At 71.5% G+C, this 15,663-nt stretch carries 17 protein-coding genes; 5 read left to right on the top strand and 12 right to left on the bottom strand.

The window, feature by feature from the left end:
• Positions 1-10 precede the first annotated feature (10 nt).
• A complete protein-coding gene (crtI, locus tag JNUCC0626_RS05510; protein WP_394618558.1) occupies positions 11-1,471 on the bottom strand; it encodes a phytoene desaturase family protein in 1,461 nt (486 codons plus the stop codon).
• Complete coding sequence (locus JNUCC0626_RS05505; RefSeq protein WP_394621974.1) at positions 1,471-2,541, bottom strand: polyprenyl synthetase family protein; 1,071 nt, start codon at positions 2,539-2,541, stop codon at positions 1,471-1,473. The genes crtI and JNUCC0626_RS05505 overlap by 1 nt, the downstream gene beginning before the upstream one ends.
• A 142-nt stretch (positions 2,542-2,683) precedes the next feature.
• Between JNUCC0626_RS05505 and JNUCC0626_RS05500 the strand changes: the two genes are divergently transcribed.
• The 4 genes from JNUCC0626_RS05500 (at position 2,684) to JNUCC0626_RS05485 (ending at position 5,793) form a co-directional block, all read left to right on the top strand.
• Complete coding sequence (locus JNUCC0626_RS05500) at positions 2,684-3,610, top strand: phytoene/squalene synthase family protein (protein WP_394618557.1); 927 nt, start codon at positions 2,684-2,686, stop codon at positions 3,608-3,610.
• The gene (locus JNUCC0626_RS05495; RefSeq protein WP_394618556.1) at positions 3,600-4,565 is read left to right on the top strand and encodes a DUF5914 domain-containing protein; all 966 of its coding nucleotides are present in this window, start codon (positions 3,600-3,602) and stop codon (positions 4,563-4,565) included. The genes JNUCC0626_RS05500 and JNUCC0626_RS05495 overlap by 11 nt, the downstream gene beginning before the upstream one ends.
• An 80-nt stretch (positions 4,566-4,645) precedes the next feature.
• Entirely contained in the window at positions 4,646-4,933 is a 288-nt protein-coding gene (locus JNUCC0626_RS05490) for a WhiB family transcriptional regulator (RefSeq protein ID WP_394618555.1), read from the top strand.
• Positions 4,930-5,793: a MerR family transcriptional regulator gene (locus tag JNUCC0626_RS05485; protein WP_394618554.1), complete on the top strand. Its 864-nt coding sequence runs from the start codon at positions 4,930-4,932 to the stop codon at positions 5,791-5,793. The genes JNUCC0626_RS05490 and JNUCC0626_RS05485 overlap by 4 nt, the downstream gene beginning before the upstream one ends.
• Here JNUCC0626_RS05485 and JNUCC0626_RS05480 read toward each other — a convergent pair.
• The 7 genes from JNUCC0626_RS05480 to JNUCC0626_RS05450 form a co-directional block, all read right to left on the bottom strand.
• The gene (locus tag JNUCC0626_RS05480; protein ID WP_394618553.1) at positions 5,790-7,232 is read right to left on the bottom strand and encodes a cryptochrome/photolyase family protein; all 1,443 of its coding nucleotides are present in this window, start codon (positions 7,230-7,232) and stop codon (positions 5,790-5,792) included. The two genes, JNUCC0626_RS05485 and JNUCC0626_RS05480, sit on opposite strands and share 4 nt — an antisense overlap.
• The gene (locus JNUCC0626_RS05475) at positions 7,229-8,440 is read right to left on the bottom strand and encodes an NAD(P)/FAD-dependent oxidoreductase (RefSeq protein ID WP_394618552.1); all 1,212 of its coding nucleotides are present in this window, start codon (positions 8,438-8,440) and stop codon (positions 7,229-7,231) included. Before JNUCC0626_RS05475 ends, JNUCC0626_RS05480 begins: the two co-directional genes overlap by 4 nt.
• A complete protein-coding gene (locus tag JNUCC0626_RS05470; protein WP_394618551.1) occupies positions 8,437-9,960 on the bottom strand; it encodes an FAD-dependent oxidoreductase in 1,524 nt (507 codons plus the stop codon). The genes JNUCC0626_RS05475 and JNUCC0626_RS05470 overlap by 4 nt, the downstream gene beginning before the upstream one ends.
• Positions 9,957-10,661, bottom strand: a complete 705-nt coding sequence (locus tag JNUCC0626_RS05465; protein ID WP_394618550.1) for a class I SAM-dependent methyltransferase — start codon at positions 10,659-10,661, stop codon at positions 9,957-9,959. The genes JNUCC0626_RS05470 and JNUCC0626_RS05465 overlap by 4 nt, the downstream gene beginning before the upstream one ends.
• Positions 10,648-10,965 (bottom strand): lycopene cyclase domain-containing protein, encoded by a 318-nt coding sequence (locus tag JNUCC0626_RS05460; protein WP_285634474.1) that lies wholly within the window; start codon positions 10,963-10,965, stop codon positions 10,648-10,650. Before JNUCC0626_RS05460 ends, JNUCC0626_RS05465 begins: the two co-directional genes overlap by 14 nt.
• Positions 10,958-11,311, bottom strand: a complete 354-nt coding sequence (locus JNUCC0626_RS05455) for a lycopene cyclase domain-containing protein (RefSeq protein ID WP_394618549.1) — start codon at positions 11,309-11,311, stop codon at positions 10,958-10,960. Before JNUCC0626_RS05455 ends, JNUCC0626_RS05460 begins: the two co-directional genes overlap by 8 nt.
• A 71-nt stretch (positions 11,312-11,382) precedes the next feature.
• A complete protein-coding gene (locus JNUCC0626_RS05450; RefSeq protein ID WP_394618548.1) occupies positions 11,383-11,829 on the bottom strand; it encodes a hypothetical protein in 447 nt (148 codons plus the stop codon).
• Between the two features lie 191 nt (positions 11,830-12,020).
• Here JNUCC0626_RS05450 and JNUCC0626_RS05445 point away from each other — a divergent pair, with 191 nt between their 5' ends.
• On the top strand, positions 12,021-12,608 hold the full coding sequence (locus JNUCC0626_RS05445) for a histidine phosphatase family protein (protein ID WP_394618547.1): 588 nt from the start codon (positions 12,021-12,023) through the stop codon (positions 12,606-12,608).
• A gap of 19 nt (positions 12,609-12,627) precedes the next feature.
• Here JNUCC0626_RS05445 and JNUCC0626_RS05440 read toward each other — a convergent pair whose 3' ends face one another.
• Genes JNUCC0626_RS05440 through JNUCC0626_RS05430 form a run of 3 tightly spaced genes read right to left on the bottom strand, consistent with a single transcriptional unit; the run spans position 12,628 to position 15,619 of the window.
• Positions 12,628-13,980: a PEP/pyruvate-binding domain-containing protein gene (locus JNUCC0626_RS05440; RefSeq protein WP_394618546.1), complete on the bottom strand. Its 1,353-nt coding sequence runs from the start codon at positions 13,978-13,980 to the stop codon at positions 12,628-12,630.
• Entirely contained in the window at positions 13,968-14,552 is a 585-nt protein-coding gene (locus JNUCC0626_RS05435; RefSeq protein ID WP_394618545.1) for a transcriptional regulator, read from the bottom strand. The genes JNUCC0626_RS05440 and JNUCC0626_RS05435 overlap by 13 nt, the downstream gene beginning before the upstream one ends.
• Positions 14,549-15,619 (bottom strand): TetR/AcrR family transcriptional regulator, encoded by a 1,071-nt coding sequence (locus JNUCC0626_RS05430; RefSeq protein WP_394618544.1) that lies wholly within the window; start codon positions 15,617-15,619, stop codon positions 14,549-14,551. Before JNUCC0626_RS05430 ends, JNUCC0626_RS05435 begins: the two co-directional genes overlap by 4 nt.
• Between the last annotated feature and the right edge of the window lie 44 nt (positions 15,620-15,663).

The raw sequence follows: 15,663 nt of genomic DNA, 5'->3' as shown, positions 1-15,663 counted from the left end.
GGAAGCGCTCTCACCGGCGGAGCCGTTCGGCGGCAAGCCTCCCCGAGATCAGCACCGGCGGAATCCCGACGCCCGGCGTGGTCCCGCTGCCCGCCAGCACCACGTTGCCGTCGCGGAACGGCAGGTTGCGCGGCCGGAACGGCCCGGTCTGCGCGAACGTGTGAGCCGCGGAGAACGGCGTTCCGGCGGCCTGCCCGTCGCGCGCCCAGTCGTCCGGCGTCACGACCGCGAGCGGTTCGGCGTCCACGATGAGCTTGCGCGCCACCATCTCGTTCACCAACTCCTCGGCGTAGCGGGAGGCCAGCGCGTCCCAGCGCAACGGCGCGGTGTCGAGGTTCGGGCACGGCGCCAGCAGGTACTGCAGGTGCCGCCCGTCGGGTGCGAGCGCGGGATCGGTCAGCGTCGGGGTGGTGAGCAGCAACGACGGGTCGCTCATCAGCCTGCCGCGCTTGATGATCTCGTCGAACGTGCCGTCCCAGCTGCCACCGAACGAGATCGTGTGGTGCGCGAGATCGTCGGCGACCGCACGCGAACTGAGGTGCACGACCACCGCCGACGGCGACCACCGCAGTGGACGGATCCGGCGCGGACGGCCCCGCAGCAACTGGCTGCTCTGCGCGGGCCCGGTGGCGAGAACGACCGCGTCGCAAGGGAATCGAGCCCCCGCCCGCACCGCGCTCACCCGAGCACCGACCCGCTCCAGGTCCGTCACCTCGACGCCGTAGTGGAACCGCACCCCGGCATCGGCGGCGGCGTCAGCCAGCGCCTGGGGCACCGCCCGCATCCCGCCGCGTGGAAACCACACTCCCGCGACGGTGTCCATGTAGGCGATCACGGCGTAGGCGGCCAACGCGTCCTTCGGCGCCACCCCCGCGTACAGCGACTGGAAGGTGAAGACGCGCCGCAGCCGTTCGTCGTGCAGGAACCGGCCGACGGCCTTGGCCAGCGACCCGAACCCGCCGAGCCGGGTGAGCCGCAGGAGATCGGGCCCGGCCAGGTCGAGCGGGGAGTCGAAGCTCGCGCCGATGAACCTGTCGCGCTCCACCTCGTACAGCTTCGTCAGCCACGCCCGCAGGTCGCGGTACCCCCGCGCCTCGCGGTCTCCGGCGAAGTCGCGGACCGCCTGCTCCATCCGGGCCGCGTCGGTGTGCACGTCGAGTGCCGTGCCGTCGGCGAACGCCGCTCGATAGGCGGGGTGCAGCGGCAGCAGTTCCAGGTGGTCCGAGAGGTTCGACCCGACGGCGGCGAACGCGTCCTCCAGCGGTTCCGGCATGGTCAGCACGGTCGGACCGGTGTCGATCCGGTGGCCGTCCACGTCGAGACGGCCCGCGAGCCCGCCGGGGTGCGGCTGCCGTTCGAGGACCGTCACCTCGTGCCCTGCGCCGCGCAGGTGCAGCGCGGCCGAGAGTCCGGAGAGGCCGGCACCGACGACCACCACGTGATCGGTGCGGCCCTTCACCACGTTCACCATCAGGTCGTCCGCGCCACGGCACGACCGGCGAGGCGCACGAGTGCGTGCCGAGCGTCAGCGTCGATGGCCGCGCGGTCCAGCGACGCGAGTCCCGAGTCCGCCAGCCTCGCGATGTGCTTCTCCACCACGGCGACCGCGCCCAGGTCGACGAGCAACGCGCACACGTCGTCGATCATCCGCTCGCTCTTGTCTCCGCCCTCCAGGCACTGCCGGAGTGTCCGCAGCGCCACGGGGTCGCCCTGCGCGCGAGAGAGAGCGATCGACATCAACGGCGTCCGCTTGCCTTCGCGCAGGTCCTCCCCCACCGGCTTCCCGGTGACCGACGGGTCGCCGAACACCCCGATCAGGTCGTCCCGCAACTGGAACGCGACCCCGATGTCGTGCCCGTACGCGCGCAGGCACTCCACAACGTCGTCGGAGGCGCCCGCCAACGCCGCCCCGAGGTGCAACGGCCGTTCCACCGTGTAGGCGGCGGTCTTCAAAGCAGCCACCCGCAGGGCGTGCTCCATCGACTCCTCGCGCCGGGCCACGGCGAGCAGGTCGAGGTGCTGGCCCAGGATCATCTCGGTCCGCATGGCCTGCCACGGTTCCCACGCGCGGTGCAGCGCGTCAGCGGGCAGACCGGCCGTGACCAGCGCGTCGTCCGCCCACGCCAGCGCGAGGTCGCCGACCAGGACCGCCGCCGAGTCGCCGTACTGGCGGCTGCTCCCGGCCCACCGCTCACGCAGGTGCCGGGCCGCGAACGTCTCGTGCACCGACGGCTTGCCGCGCCTGGTCGCCGAGCGGTCCATCACGTCGTCGTGCACGAGCGCGCAGCACTGCAACAACTCCAACGCCACCAGCGCGCGCACCACGTCGTCCGCGCGCCGCGACCCACCGGCTGCCCGCCAGCCCCACCACGCGAACGTCGGTCTGATCCTCTTGCCCCCGGCCATGATCAGCCCGGTCAGCTCGGCCGCGAGCTCGGGCGCGCGGTCCTCGCGGACGCGCAGGAAGTCGTGCAGTGCGTCGTCGAGCTGGACGCGGAAGTCGTCCACCTGCGACGGGCAAGCGCTGGTCAGCAGCGACATCGGCGGGTCCCCTGAGGAGTCGGAGTTCATCTTTTCCGAGCTAAGCAGCGCCTCGGCGGATCTGCATGATGAGTTCCGTCGTTGTGCGGAGGGCAACTCGCGGACTTAGCGTGAGGACACCTCCTCCGCGAAAGGACAGCTGATGTCGGCTGAACGCGAACTGGACGCCGCGGGCGTGACCGCGCCGGCGTTGCGCGACGCGTACCGGCGCTGCCGCGAGCTCAACGCGCGGCACGGCCGGACCTATTACCTGGCAACGAGGTTGCTCAGCGCGGAGCAACGGCCCGCCGTGCACGCGCTGTACGGCTTCGCGCGCTGGGTGGACGACGTGGTCGACGACGTCCACAGTGGACTCGACGAGAAGACGGCGGCGCTCGCCGCGATCGACGCGCGCCTGCAGGCCGCGCTCTCCGGTGGCGCCCCGGACGACCCGGTGCTGGCGGCGCTCGTCGACACCGTGCAGCGCTACGACATTCCGCTCCAGCACTTCCAGGACTTCATGGCGTCGATGCGGATGGACCTCACCGTCACGAACTACGCCACCTATCCCGACCTCGAACGGTACGTGCACGGCTCCGCCGCCGTGATCGGCCTGCAGGTGCTGCCGGTGCTCGGCACCAGCACCTCGCGGGAGGAGGCCGAACCCGCCGCGGCCGCGCTCGGGATCGCGTTCCAGCTCACGAACTTCATCCGCGACGTCGGCGAGGACCTCGACCGCGGCCGGGTCTACCTGCCCGCCGACGAACTCGCGGCGTTCGGCGTCGACCGCGAGCGCCTCCTGCACGCCCGCGCCCAGGGGCATGCCGACCAGCAGGTCCGCGCCGCCCTGCGCGATCAGGTCCGCCGGGCCCGGCAGGTGTACGACCAGGCGTGGCCGGGCATCGGCATGCTCGCGCCGCGCTCCCGGCCGTGCGTGCTCACCGCCTACCGCCTGTACGGCCGCATCCTGGACCTGGTCGAGGACGCGGACTGCGACGTCCTGTCCCGCCGCGTCGTCGTGTCGAACGGCAGACGGCTCGCCGTCGCTCTGCCCGCACTCGCGAGGGCGGTGTTCGCCCGTGCGGCCTGACAGGTTCCCGCTGCGGATCTACTCCAGCCCGCCGTGGCGCGACCAGCGTCCGACCTGGCAGGACGCCAAACCGGCGCTGATCGAGGCAGCCCTCAAACGCGCGACCGCCCGGCCGTCCGGCAACTGGTTCGTCGTGGGTGCGAGCCGGGACGTGGTGAAGGGCAAGCCGACCGGACGTGTCATCGCGGGCCAGGAACTCGTGCTCTGGCGCGGACCGCACGACACGCTGCTGGCGGGCTCCGGTTCCTGCCCGCACCTCGGCGCTCCCCTGTGCGACGGCGCCGTGGCCGAGGGCAAGCTGATCTGCCGCTGGCACGGACTCGCGCTCAACGGCAAGCGGTTCGGGTCCTGGACGCCGTTCCCCGCGCACGACGACGGCGTGCTGATCTGGGTGCGACTCGACGAGGCAGGGGGCGAACAACCCCTGCCCGCCCCGGTGCTTCCGCAGCGGCCGCCGGCCGGGTCGATCGACGCGGTGGCCACGCTGATCGGCCGCTGCGACCCCGAGGACGTCGTCGCGAACCGGCTCGACCCGTGGCACGGCGCGTGGTTCCACCCGTACTCGTTCGCGAACCTCGACGTGCTGGAGACCCCGACCGAGACCGACGACAGGTTCCTGGTGGAGGTGACGTTCCGCCTGGCCGGACGGGTCGGCGTGCCGGTGCTCGCCGCGTTCACCTGCCCGGAGCCGCGCACGGTCGTGATGCACATCGTGGAGGGAGAGGGCGAGGGCAGCGTCGTCGAGACGCACGCGACGCCGATCGGTCCGGGCCGCACGGCCGTCGTGGAGGCGACCATCGCGCATTCGGAACGGCGCGGGTTCGCGCTCGCGAGGCCTGCCGCGGGCGCGTTGCGGCCGGTCATGCGCTGGGCCGCCGCCCGGTTGTGGCGCGACGACCTCGCGTACGCCGAACGTCGGTACGCACTGCGCCGGAAGGGTCGATTTCCGGACTGAGCGAGTCGAGTTGCGTCGTTTCTGAGTCGATTTTAGGATGATGCTCCACACCTGAGTCGACTCACCTGAGGACGTGCGTCATGCCCGAACTGTCCCGCCTGCCTCAACCGGTCGCGGAGTCGTGGGACTGGCAGCTCCAAGGCCTGTGCCGGGGCATGGACAGCACCTACTTCTTCCACACGCCCAACGAACGCGGCTCCTCGCGCGACCGGCGCGAGGCCGCGGCCAAGGCCGTCTGCCAGCGCTGCCCGGTCATGGAAAAATGTCGTTCGCACGCACTGGAGGTCCACGAGACCTTCGGCATCTGGGGCGGACTCGGGGAAAGCGAGTTGAGGGCGATTCTGGCGAAACGCGCGCGCAGGACGTGACGTACACGCCTCGCGCGGTGGCGGGCATGCTCGGCATCGCCCCCACCACCCTGAGAACCTGGGACCAGCGTTACGGCCTGGGTCCTTCGGTGCGCACGGAAGGCGGTCACCGCCGGTACGAGGACGCGGACGTCGACGTCCTGCGCCGGATGGTCGTGCTGACGTCCCAGGGTGTCGCGGCCTCGGCGGCGGCGGTGCTGGCCCGGCAACGCCCGGTGGCGCCTCCTTCCGGGACGCGCACGCCGATCTGCGTCGAGGAAGCCGTGATGGCGCAACACAACTTCCTCGACGCGGCGAAACGACTCGACGAACCGGCGATGTCCGACATCGCCTCGAAACTCCTCATCGGACACGGCGTCGTGTCGGCGTGGGAGTCGGTGTTCGTGCCGGCGATGATCGCGCTCGGTGAGCTGGTCGCCGACACCGGCCAGGGCGTGGAGGTCGAGCACCTGGCCAGCGCGAGCGTGCTGCACGCGTTGCGCGGCATCCCCCGCGCCACCCGGCCGGGCGTGCTCGCCGCGTTGTTGTCGTGCGCGCCGGACGAACAGCACTGGCTGCCGCTGGAGGCGCTCGGCGCGGCGTTGTCCGAAGAGGGCTGCATGTGGGGCAACCTCGGCGCGCGGGTGCCCGCCCCGGCGTTGTGCGACGCCACCGAACGGTTGCGCCCCAGCGTGGTCCTGGTCTGGGCGCACCGCTCCGACCTCGCTCTGCGGGTGCCGCTCGCCGAACTGGGGTCGCGCTCGGACGCGGTGATCGCGGTCGCCGGAGCCGGGTGGCAGGGCATGCAGTTGCCGTCGTTCGTGCATCGTCCCGCGTCGCTGAACGACGCGGTGGAACTCGTGCTTGGACGCGTGCGCTAGAAGATCTGCCGCTCCTTCTCCTGCTGCCGCACCTGGTCGAGGTCGTCGAGCCGACGCAGTCCCTGCACCGCGCGGACCATCCGGTGGTTGCCGCTCACCTGCCGCTCGTACCGGTCGAGCCACGCCCAGTAGCCCGCGGTGAACGGGCACGCGCGTTCCCCGGTGCGCTTCTTCGGGTTGAACCAGCAGGTCTTGCAGTGGTCGGTCATGCGGTTGAGGTAGGCGCCGCCGCTCAGGTACGGCTTGGTGGCGATCACGCCGCCGTCCGCGTGCTGGCTCATGCCGATCACGTTGACCGGCATCACCCACGGGAAGCCGTCGACGAACGACGTGACGAACCAGTCGTTGAGCGCGGCCGGGTCGTAACCCCGTTGCAGGGCGTGGTTTCCCAGCACCATCAGGCGTTGGATGTGGTGCACCCAGCCGTGGTCGCGGACGCCTTCGAGCGCGGTTCGCAGGCAGGCGGCGCGGACGTTGCCGGGTTTCAGGTCCGTCCACCACTGCGGCAGTTCGGTGGTGGCGCGGAAGCCGTTGCGGTCGCGGTAGTCGTCGCCGAGGTGCCAGTAGAGCTGCCAGACGTACTCGCGCCAGCCCAGCACCTGCCGGGCGAACCCCTCGACGCTCGCCAGGGGCGCGTCGCCGCTGCGGTAGGCGTCCTCGGCCGCGTAGACGACCTCCAACGGGTGGAGCAGGCCGTGGTTGAGGGGGACGGACAGCAGCGAGTGCGCCATCGTCCAGTCCTTGGTCAGCACGGCGTCCTCGTGCGGGCCGAAGTGCGGCAGCCGGTCGCGCACGAAGACTTCCAGCGCCTGCAACGCTTCCGCCCGCGTGATGGCGAACCTGCGTGGGCCGTCCTTGCCGACAGCGGGCAAGTTCATCGCGTCGAGATCGGCCCGGACCTCGGCGTCGATGTCGTCTTCCTCGGGCCACCACGGCGCCGGAACGTTCAGACGGGCCCGTTTCGGTGCGGGTTCGCGGTTCTCGGCGTCGAAGTTCCACCGGCCGCCGACCGGGTCGCTGCCCTCCATCAGGACGTCGAACCGGGCTCGTTGGAAGTGGTAGAAGTCCTCCATCAGGAACTTCTCGCGGGTGCCCGCCCGGGCCGCGAACTCGCTGCGGGACAACGCGAACGCGTTGGTAGGCAGGATCCTCACACCCAGGTCTTCGAGCATCTTCACCGCGGCGGCCGACCCCGGTTGGTACGCGGAGACCGGTCCCTTGAGTCTGCGGATCGCCTCGCCGTAGGTCTCGGCACGCACGAGGGTGACGCGGTCGGGGAACTCGGCGGCGAGGTGCCGCATGCCGGACAGCACGAGGTGCAGCTTCTGCCGGTGGTACGGCCTGCGGCGCAGCGCGGCGGCGGACTCGATCAGCACGACGTCCTCGGTGCCGGTGAGGAAGTGCGGGCCGAGCTGGTCTCCGAACAACACCAGGGTCATCGAGCACCGTTCAGGTCGGTCAGCACGGCGTGCGCGGCCCTCCGCCCGGAGTGCAGCGCGCCCTGGATCGAACTGGTGTCGCGGTGGTCACCGCACACGTACCGGCGCTCGCCCGCGCGGACCGACTGCTTGAGCCGGTGCGGGGCCGTCATCGCGGGCAGGGCGCGCGGGATCTCGTAGCGCCGCAGCATCTCCCACCGGCTGGTGTCGGTGCCGTACAGGCGTTCCAGGTGCTTGCGGACCGACTGCTCGTCGGCGTCGTCGAGCACCGAGGCCTGCACGAGCGGGGCGTGCGGCGAGTACGGGCGCGAGACCTCGGACATCACGGCGGTGTTCGCGACCGGGCCGCCGTTGGCGTCGACGACCAGGCAGCCGTCCCGCAGCGGGGACCTCGGCGGGCGGAAGTACCAGGTGGTCACGCCGTTCCAGCGCGGTTCGGCGAGGCCCGGGAGCAGGCGGGCGGCGGTCGTTCCGTCAGTGGCGACCACGACGGCGTCGGCGGCGATCCGGCCACCTTCCTCCAGGTCGACGCCGTTGTCGTGCACCGCGCGCACGGCGGTGTCGAGCTGGACGCTGTTGGCGGGCAACCGTTCCGCCATCGCCTTCGGCAGCTCCCCCATGCCCAGCGCGGGCACGGCGGCGCCACCCCGGGCGAAGCTGCGCCACACCAGGTGGAAGAACCGCGACGACGTGGTCAGCTCCCGTTCCAGGAAGACTCCCGACAGGAACGGCTGGAACACCGCCTCGACCGCGCGGTCCGACAGGCCGAGGGCCCGGAGCGCAACCCTGGTCGGGTGGTCCGGCGCGGTGAGCAACGGCCGGGCCGGGCCGAACGCGTCGGGGCCGGAGAACCGGGCGACGGCAGTCACGTCCCGCGCGCTCAGCACGTGCTGGCGCAGGAACCCGTCCCACGCCGACGGCCCACTGCGGGGGTCGGCGAGCAGGTCGTGCCTGCCGTCGTCGTGCACGAACACGCCGGGCCGGAAGTGCCGCAGCGGCAACGGGTCCAGGTTCAGCCGGGCCAGGTCGGGGTAGGCGGGCAGCAGGATCTGGAAGCCCCGGTCGAACCGCACGCCGTCCTCGACGTCGGTCCGCACCCGGCCGCCGACCTCGTCCGCCGCCTCCAGCACGGTGACCTCACGGCCCGCCGCGCTCAGTTCCAGCGCGGCGCTCAGCCCGGCCAGTCCGGCTCCCACGACGATGATCACAGCGTCCTCCAGCGTCGGGCGACCGAGCGCAGCAGCGGCACCCGGCCCTCGGTCGGCACGGTCCACAGGTCGGTCCCGACGACACCCCATCGGCTCAGCAGGTGGTTGGCGGCGGCGAATCCCGTGGTGGCGGCCCGTTCCATCAACGCGACGGGCAGGTCGATCCGCACCAGGTCGCCCGCGACCACCAGGAACTCGTCGGGGGTCGTGACGGTCGGCCTGCCGGCATGGCCACCGGCGGGGAACAACGGGCAGTCGGCGCGCAGCTCGTGCCGTTCGTCGACGACCGCCGCGCGTTTGGTCTCCGGGTAGACCTCGGTGAGTTGCTGCCACAGCCTGGACTTCGCGTCCTGTTCGTCCACATCGGACGGCAGCGCATAGCCGTGCAGTTCCACGACGGCCCCGCCGGTGCGCGCCGCCCAGGCCCGTGCCTCGTGCTCGTAGTGGTCGAGAACGCTGATGTTGTCGAGCAGGTCGTGGCCGCCGGTGCCGAGGAAGCCCGGCCGGTCCGCGTCGACCGGGGTGTCGAGCCAGTACCGCGACACCAGGAACCTCGGTGCGGTGCGGAGTGCGCTCACCTTCTCCCGCCAGGCCTGGTCCGCGAGCGCCGGCGAGCCGTCGACGAGGGCTCGTAGGCCGGGGACGTCGGCGGCGAGCACGACCGCGTCCGCCTCGAAGGCGCCCTCGCCGATGCCGACCTCGAAGCGCTTCCGTTCACCGGGACGGACGGCGTTGACCTCGGTGCCCGTGCACACCGTCGCGCCGAGCAGGGCGAGGTGGCGGCGCAACGGTTCCCACAGGCCGTGCGGGAACGGGTCGGCGGCGACGTCGAACAGCAGTCCCTCGCTGGAGCCCAGGAAGTAGATGTGGAACATGACGGCCAGTTCCGCCGCCGACATCTGGGTGGGGTGCGCGAAGAAGCTGCGGGAGAAAACCTCGAACGCCAGCGCGTGCGCGGCCTCGGGGAACCTGATGCGTTCCAGGTAGGTGGCGGCGTCGATGCCGTCGAGCTCCTCGTAGACCCGGGGCACCGACACGTCGAGCAGGCTCAGGGCCGCGCGCGCGTTCACGTCCGGCAGGTCGCCCCAGCGGAACGTGGGGCTGTTCCTGAGGAACGCCAGCGCGTTCCACGGCACGGCTGTGGGCAGCTTCGCGAACGTGTCGCGGTGCCCGGAGGCGTGCTGGAGCGGGTAGTCGGGCAGGGGCGTGAGGGCTCGTCCGGCCGGGTCCACGCGCCTGAGGAGGGACCGGAGGTTGTAGTACTGGCGGAAGAACGCGTGGAAGCCACGTGTCATCGTGGCTTCGCTGCCGTCTTTCAGCCTCGTGCTCCAGCCACCGGCCCGGCCGCCGAGGTGGTTCTCCCGTTCGCACAGCACGACCTTCGCGCCGCGTTCGGCGAGCAGCGTCGCGGCGGCGAGTCCGGCGATGCCGCCGCCGACCACCACGACCACCGGCGCGTCGCCGTCGAACTGCGCGCGTCCGGGTGGTGCCGGAATCCGCACGGCCCTGCGATCCCTCACCGCTGTTCCTCCGGTGTCCGGGCCGCCGGTGCCTGGCCGCGGAACGTGTGCACGACACCCAGTTGCATGCCCGGCACCGGTGCGCTGCGCACGGCGGTGAACCCGTTCCGCCGCAGCCGGTTGCGGAGATCGGTGGCACCGTCGAAGTCCATCACGCTGCGCCACAGGTAGGTGTAGAGGCTGCGATCACCGGTGACCAGCCAGCCCATCGGCACGACGAACCCGCACAGCGCCGTCCACACGGCCGTGCTGATCGGCGAGTCGCGCACCGAGTACTCGTGCAACACCAGGGTTCCGCCGGGCTTGAGCAGCTCGCGGATCCTGGCGAGCGTCGCGTCGGGTTCGGGCAGGTTGCGCACCAGGTAGGCGGCGAACACGGCGTCGAACTCGCCCTCGTCCACGTCCTCGGCGCGACTGTGGACGAACCGCACCCTTGACGGCCACTGCTTTTCCTTCGCCCGCGCGATCATGCCCGCCGACGCGTCCACGGCGACGACCTCCACGCCGGGTGCGGCTGTGAGCAGCGCGGCGGTGGACGCGCCGGTGCCGCAGCCCAGGTCGAGCACCCGCATGCCGGGCCGCAGCCCGAGCGCGTGTGCCGAGCGGCGCAACGCCTGGTGGTAGCCGGGGTTGAGCCCGACGAGGAGGTCGTAACCACGCGCCGCGCGGTCGAACTTCCCCGGTACCTCAAGCTTGTTCACGTGCGAGCCTTCCCCGTTCCCACAACAGCAACACGGCGGTGACCATGGCGAACCCGTAGAGGAAGTCCTCCACGGGAATGTCCCACGGCACCCGCACCCCGCTGATCGCCCAGTCCGCGTACAACACGATCGGGGCGTCCAGCCTCGTCAGCCAGCCGTCCACCGGCACCTGGAACCCGAGCACTATCGCCATCGTGATCCAGTACGCCGGTCTCCTGAACAACCCGGTGCGCAGCAGGCAGAACTCCAGCAGCAACACCACGACCACCGCCGTCGCCGCGGCGAACGAGTACTCCTCAACCATTGCGCGACCGGCTCTTCTGACGTCCGCGCCGCAGCCAGCGTTCCTGATGCCCGCGCACAGCCTCGTAGGTCAGCACCGCGCACAACGGAATCGCCACGAAGAACAGGACTTCCTCGATCGGCAGCACCCCGCCGATCAGCACGCCCGTGGTCGCCTCCGGGTGAAAACTCCAGTGGCCGCGCAGAATCGCGACGAAGTCCCAGACCGCGAGCACGACCAGCACGGGTGCGACGGCCCGCGCGAGCTCGGGAACACGGCGGTACACGCCGCGTCCCATCCACTCCAGCGGCACGGTGATGAGCACGCACACACCCAGAACCGCCAGGTACTCGTACTGGCTTCGCATCTCGGACCTCCCACAACGACCGTATGGGCGGTCCGTCGACTCTGCACAACGGCGAGCACATTTCTCGGGTCTTAGGTCAACTCCGCTTTGGAGATCGCGTAGTAGGCGTCCACAGTGTCACCGTCGATGCCCATGTACGCGTCGATCCAGGCCGCCGCCGCACGCACCAACACCAGCACAGCGACGAACTGCTGCTCCTCCGTCAACCTCGCCAACACCAACGACACCCGTTGGTCATCACCGGACGCCAGGCCGCTCAACAGATCCGAAGCCACCGCCGTCGTCTGGGCGTCCTCACCCGGCGCGATCACCGGAATGCGGGCGGACGGCGCCAACGCCCCGCGAGGAACACCGCGCAGCAACACCGCCGCACACGTGTCGATCGCGACAACCCGCGTCCGTTCATCGCTCGCCAGACACCGAGCGGCCTCCACGGACCACTGATGATCACGCCGGTTGACCGCACCCACGGCTGCCAGCGTCAACTCCCTGGCCTGCACGTCGTCGAGCCGGTGCATCGACTCCCTGCCTCCTACTCAGTCGGCCCCGACTGGAATGCGCGCCCCCGCACGACTTCTGTGTTGCTACAACTTGCAGACATGGTCAAACGACCGTGGCGCCCGTGCATGACGAGTGGTGTGGAGTTCACTCGTCCGCAGCAGTTTCACCGCTACCCCAAACGTGTTCGGATGTTGATAACATCCCGATGATGCCAACACGACACCTCTACGTGGTCCGCCACGGCGCCGCGGACGCGTTCGGCGACCTGACCTCGGTCGGCGAGCAGCAGACCCGTCACCTGGGCGAACGCCTCTCCCGCTCCCCCATCACCGCCGTGTGGCACTCGCCTTTGGCGCGCGCTGCTCGCACGGCCGCGTTGCTCGGCTCGCACCTGCCGGGGGTGCCGGTGTCGGAGGCCCCCGAGCTCGTCGACCACGTGCCGCACGTGCCCGCGTCGCCGCCACCTGCCTGGGCCGGGTTCTTCGACGGGTATTCGGCTGCGGAGGCCGCGGCGGGGGAGGAGTTGGCTGCTGCTTTGACGGAGCGGTTCGCCCGGCCCGCCGACGTGGAGGCGCACGAGGTGTTGGTCACGCACGCCTACCAGGTGGCTTGGTTGGTGCGGCACGCGTTGGGTGCGCCGGCGGACCGGTGGCTGGGGATGAGTTGCGGGAACGCGGCGTTGACGGCGCTGCAGTTCCGGGAGGGAACACCGCCGACTTTGGTGGTGTACAACGACATGAGCCACCTGCCGGAGGAGTTGCGGTGGACGGGCTTCGGACCGGGCACCCGCCCCTGACCCGGCACTCGGCCGGCGCCTACTTCCTCAGCACGGCCTGCGCCGCGCGGAGTCGCTCTGCCTCGTTCCGCTCCGTCCCGGTTCCCGGCAGCGCGTCTCCAGACGCCTCCGCCACCACCTCGTCCGCCCACCCCAGCAACCGCCGCAGCGCCCCGTCCACCCCGCCCGTCACCACCTCGGCCGAGCCGAGCACCACCTCACCGCTGCTCCCGTCGATGCTGAGCAGCGACCCCACCCCCACGGTCCGCCCACCCAGCGCGACCGACTCCGCCCCCACCTCGAGCGCGGCCACCCCCACCACCGCGGGCTTCCCCATCGACCGCGCCACCACGGCGGCATGGCTGGCCGGACCTCCCCGAGCCGTCACGATGCCGGTCGCCGCCGCCAACCCCCGGATGTCGTCCGGCGAAGTCTCCGGCCGCACCAGCACGACCGGCCCGTCGACCGCCATCCGCACGGCCTCGTCCGCCGTCACCGCGACCCGCCCCACCGCGACCCCGGGACACACCCCGATCCCCCGTCCCAGCACGTCCGCCCCCGAGGCAAGTCGCGGCGTGCGGACGTGCCGCAAGTCCTGAGGAGACACCCGCACCAACGCCTCGGACCGGCTGATCACCCCCTCCTCCACGAGGTCGACAGCCAGCCGGACCGCCGCAGCCCCGGTGAACCGCCCCGGCCGCACCTGCAACAACCACAACGCACCCGACTCGAACGTGAACTCGACGTAGCAGGCGTCGCGGAAGTGGCGTTCCACCAGGTCCAGCGCAGCCAGAAGTTCCTGCCACACAAAAGGTTCGCGATCGAGCGCGGCCAACGGCCGGGTCAGCGAGGCCCCGGAGACGACAGCGGAACCCTGGTGTCCGAAGAGGACTTCGCCGAACGGAGCGCGCACACCGGTGTCGGGGTCGCGACTGAAGGCGACGCCGGAGCCGCTGCGCTCGTCGCGGTCGCCGAACACCATGCGTTGCACGATGACGGCCGTGCCCAGGTCGTGCGGGATGTCGTGCAGGGTGCGGTAGGTGCGGGCACGCGGGGTGTGCCAGGACGCGAAGACCGAGCGCACGGCCTCGGGCACGGCGGAAGGAGGCACGTTGAGGATCGTGTCCATCATCCCCGGCATCGACACGGCCGCGCCCGAACGCACCGACACCAGCGAGGCGCCCAAGGAACTGACGGCGGACGCCAACGAGGACCAGAACTCGTCAGGCAAGGAACCGTCGCGCAGGAACGCGCGGCACGCCTCGGTGGTGACGACGAAACCGGCGGGCACCGGAAGGCCGAGGCGGTGCAACAGGACCAGGCCGTGCGCCTTGCCGCCCACCACCTCCGGCGGATCGGTCACCGACGCGGAGAGGTGTTTCAGCCAGACCATCGGGCGATTCCCTGGGTGGCCAGCAGGTCTTCGTGCAGTTCGGCCCAGATCGCGTGGTACGAGTCCATCGAGTCGGCCAGGCGGTCGAGCTCGCCCGCCTGCGCGAGACCCAGAGCCGAAGTGAGCCGGAGCGAGTAGCGGGCGAAACGAGGTGCGGCGGCGGCCAGGGCGGCGATCACCACGACGGCGCGCGCGTGGAAGTCGGTGAACAGCGCCAGAACGCGGGCGTCGTAGGCGGTGTCGGTGTGGTCGTTGACGGTGCCTCCCGAACGGATCTGCCACGCCGTGCAGAGGTCGAGGAGTTCCGGGTTGAGCACCAGGAAGTCCTCGAACGCCGCCGCCAGCGCCGGGCGCATGCCGGACAGCTCGGCCGAGGTGTCGGCGGCGTCGCGCAACCGGCCGGCGTCGGTGAGAGACCAGGCGCCGAAGGCACGGTCGTAGCTCACGAAGCCTGCCACCGCGAGGTCGATCAGGTCGGACTCCACGTCGGACTCGGCGAGCCCGGTGAACCAGGAGACACGGGTCGGGCTGGTGCTGCCGACGCAGCGCAGAGCGTGCAGGACGGGGTTCACGGCGTCGCCTCCCGGCTGTGCGCGCCCGCCGCGTGACCGGCGCCGCGGCCGTGCGACCGCGCCACGATCAGGCCGTCGCGCACGCTGACCGCGGACTCGGTCTCGTCGCCGGCACCCGCGAGACCGATCGCCGACGCCACCCGCGCGTCGTCGTCCAGCACCAGCCGGACGGGCGGCCACGACGAGACGGCGAACACCCGGCGCAGGCACGCGACGGTGTCGGTCAGCCGCAGCCGCACGAGACGGCCCGTCTCCGCCGGGTCGCCCGTCACGACCGCCACCACGACCTGCTCGCCGGGGCTCGCCGACCGCACGGCCTCCTCGGCCGCGCCCAGGCGTCCCGCGCCCAGCACCACGACCAGGCCGTGCCCGACGTCGACCGGCGAACCGCTGATCACGTCCACCAGTCCGGCAGGCGGCGACCAGGCATCGGAACACGCCTGCGCCGGCGCGACGTACGGCAGGTGCGGCGGCGCCCAGGTGTCCTGCAGGTCGATCCCGGCCAGGTGCCGGCACGCGTGCGCCACGTCGAACGGGTCCCCGGACCCCGGCGCCGTCGCGGCCCGGTGCCCCGCCCCGTCGAGCAGCGTCAGCACGAGCTCGGCGAGCCGCACGCACCGCATCACACCGCCCTCCTCCAGCGCGAGGGCCAGCAGCAACGCCTCCAGCCTCGCCACCTGCGCCGCGACGGACGGCCCCGGCTCGTCCTCGAACACCCCGTCGAGCGATCGCAGCTGCAACCGCCCGCCCGGCGCCGAGTCACCGGCCAGCGGCAACCGTTCGAGCCACCCGCGGGCGAACACACCCAAAGCGTCCGCCCGCGACGACGGCGACACGGCCGCCACCGTGCCGGAGTCCTGCTCCACCAGGTCGATCAGCACGGCCAGGTACAGCGCGCGCTTGCTCGGGAAGTTCGAGTACACCGCCCCGCGGGTGAGGTCCGCCCGCTCGGCGATCCGGTCGACCTTGGCCGGACCGAACCCGTGCTCGGCGAACTCCTCCCGCGCGGCCGCCAGGACCGCCGCCCGCGTGCGTGCCTGCTGTTCGACCCGAGTGAGCCGGACCATCACCGCTCCCGATGCCACTGAGATGTTCTGGACACCCAGATTAC

Source organism: Lentzea sp. JNUCC 0626 (assembly GCF_043632865.1).
Classification (GTDB): Bacteria; Actinomycetota; Actinomycetes; order Mycobacteriales; family Pseudonocardiaceae; genus Lentzea.
The sequence above is the reverse complement of the archived record's forward strand: the minus strand, read 5'-3'. Positions and strand labels throughout refer to the sequence as shown.

Coding starts and splice junctions, on each gene's coding strand:
- JNUCC0626_RS05440 (WP_394618546.1), bottom strand. CDS start 13,980: ATGGTCTGGCTGAAACACCTCTCCGCGTCGGTGACCGATCCGCCGGAG.
- JNUCC0626_RS05430 (WP_394618544.1), bottom strand. CDS start 15,619: ATGGTCCGGCTCACTCGGGTCGAACAGCAGGCACGCACGCGGGCGGCG.
- JNUCC0626_RS05450 (WP_394618548.1), bottom strand. CDS start 11,829: ATGCACCGGCTCGACGACGTGCAGGCCAGGGAGTTGACGCTGGCAGCC.
- JNUCC0626_RS05500 (WP_394618557.1), top strand. CDS start 2,684: ATGTCGGCTGAACGCGAACTGGACGCCGCGGGCGTGACCGCGCCGGCG.
- JNUCC0626_RS05460 (WP_285634474.1), bottom strand. CDS start 10,965: ATGGTTGAGGAGTACTCGTTCGCCGCGGCGACGGCGGTGGTCGTGGTG.
- JNUCC0626_RS05445 (WP_394618547.1), top strand. CDS start 12,021: ATGCCAACACGACACCTCTACGTGGTCCGCCACGGCGCCGCGGACGCG.
- JNUCC0626_RS05455 (WP_394618549.1), bottom strand. CDS start 11,311: ATGCGAAGCCAGTACGAGTACCTGGCGGTTCTGGGTGTGTGCGTGCTC.
- crtI (WP_394618558.1), bottom strand. CDS start 1,471: ATGGTGAACGTGGTGAAGGGCCGCACCGATCACGTGGTGGTCGTCGGT.
- JNUCC0626_RS05480 (WP_394618553.1), bottom strand. CDS start 7,232: ATGACCCTGGTGTTGTTCGGAGACCAGCTCGGCCCGCACTTCCTCACC.
- JNUCC0626_RS05490 (WP_394618555.1), top strand. CDS start 4,646: ATGCCCGAACTGTCCCGCCTGCCTCAACCGGTCGCGGAGTCGTGGGAC.
- JNUCC0626_RS05505 (WP_394621974.1), bottom strand. CDS start 2,541: ATGTCGCTGCTGACCAGCGCTTGCCCGTCGCAGGTGGACGACTTCCGC.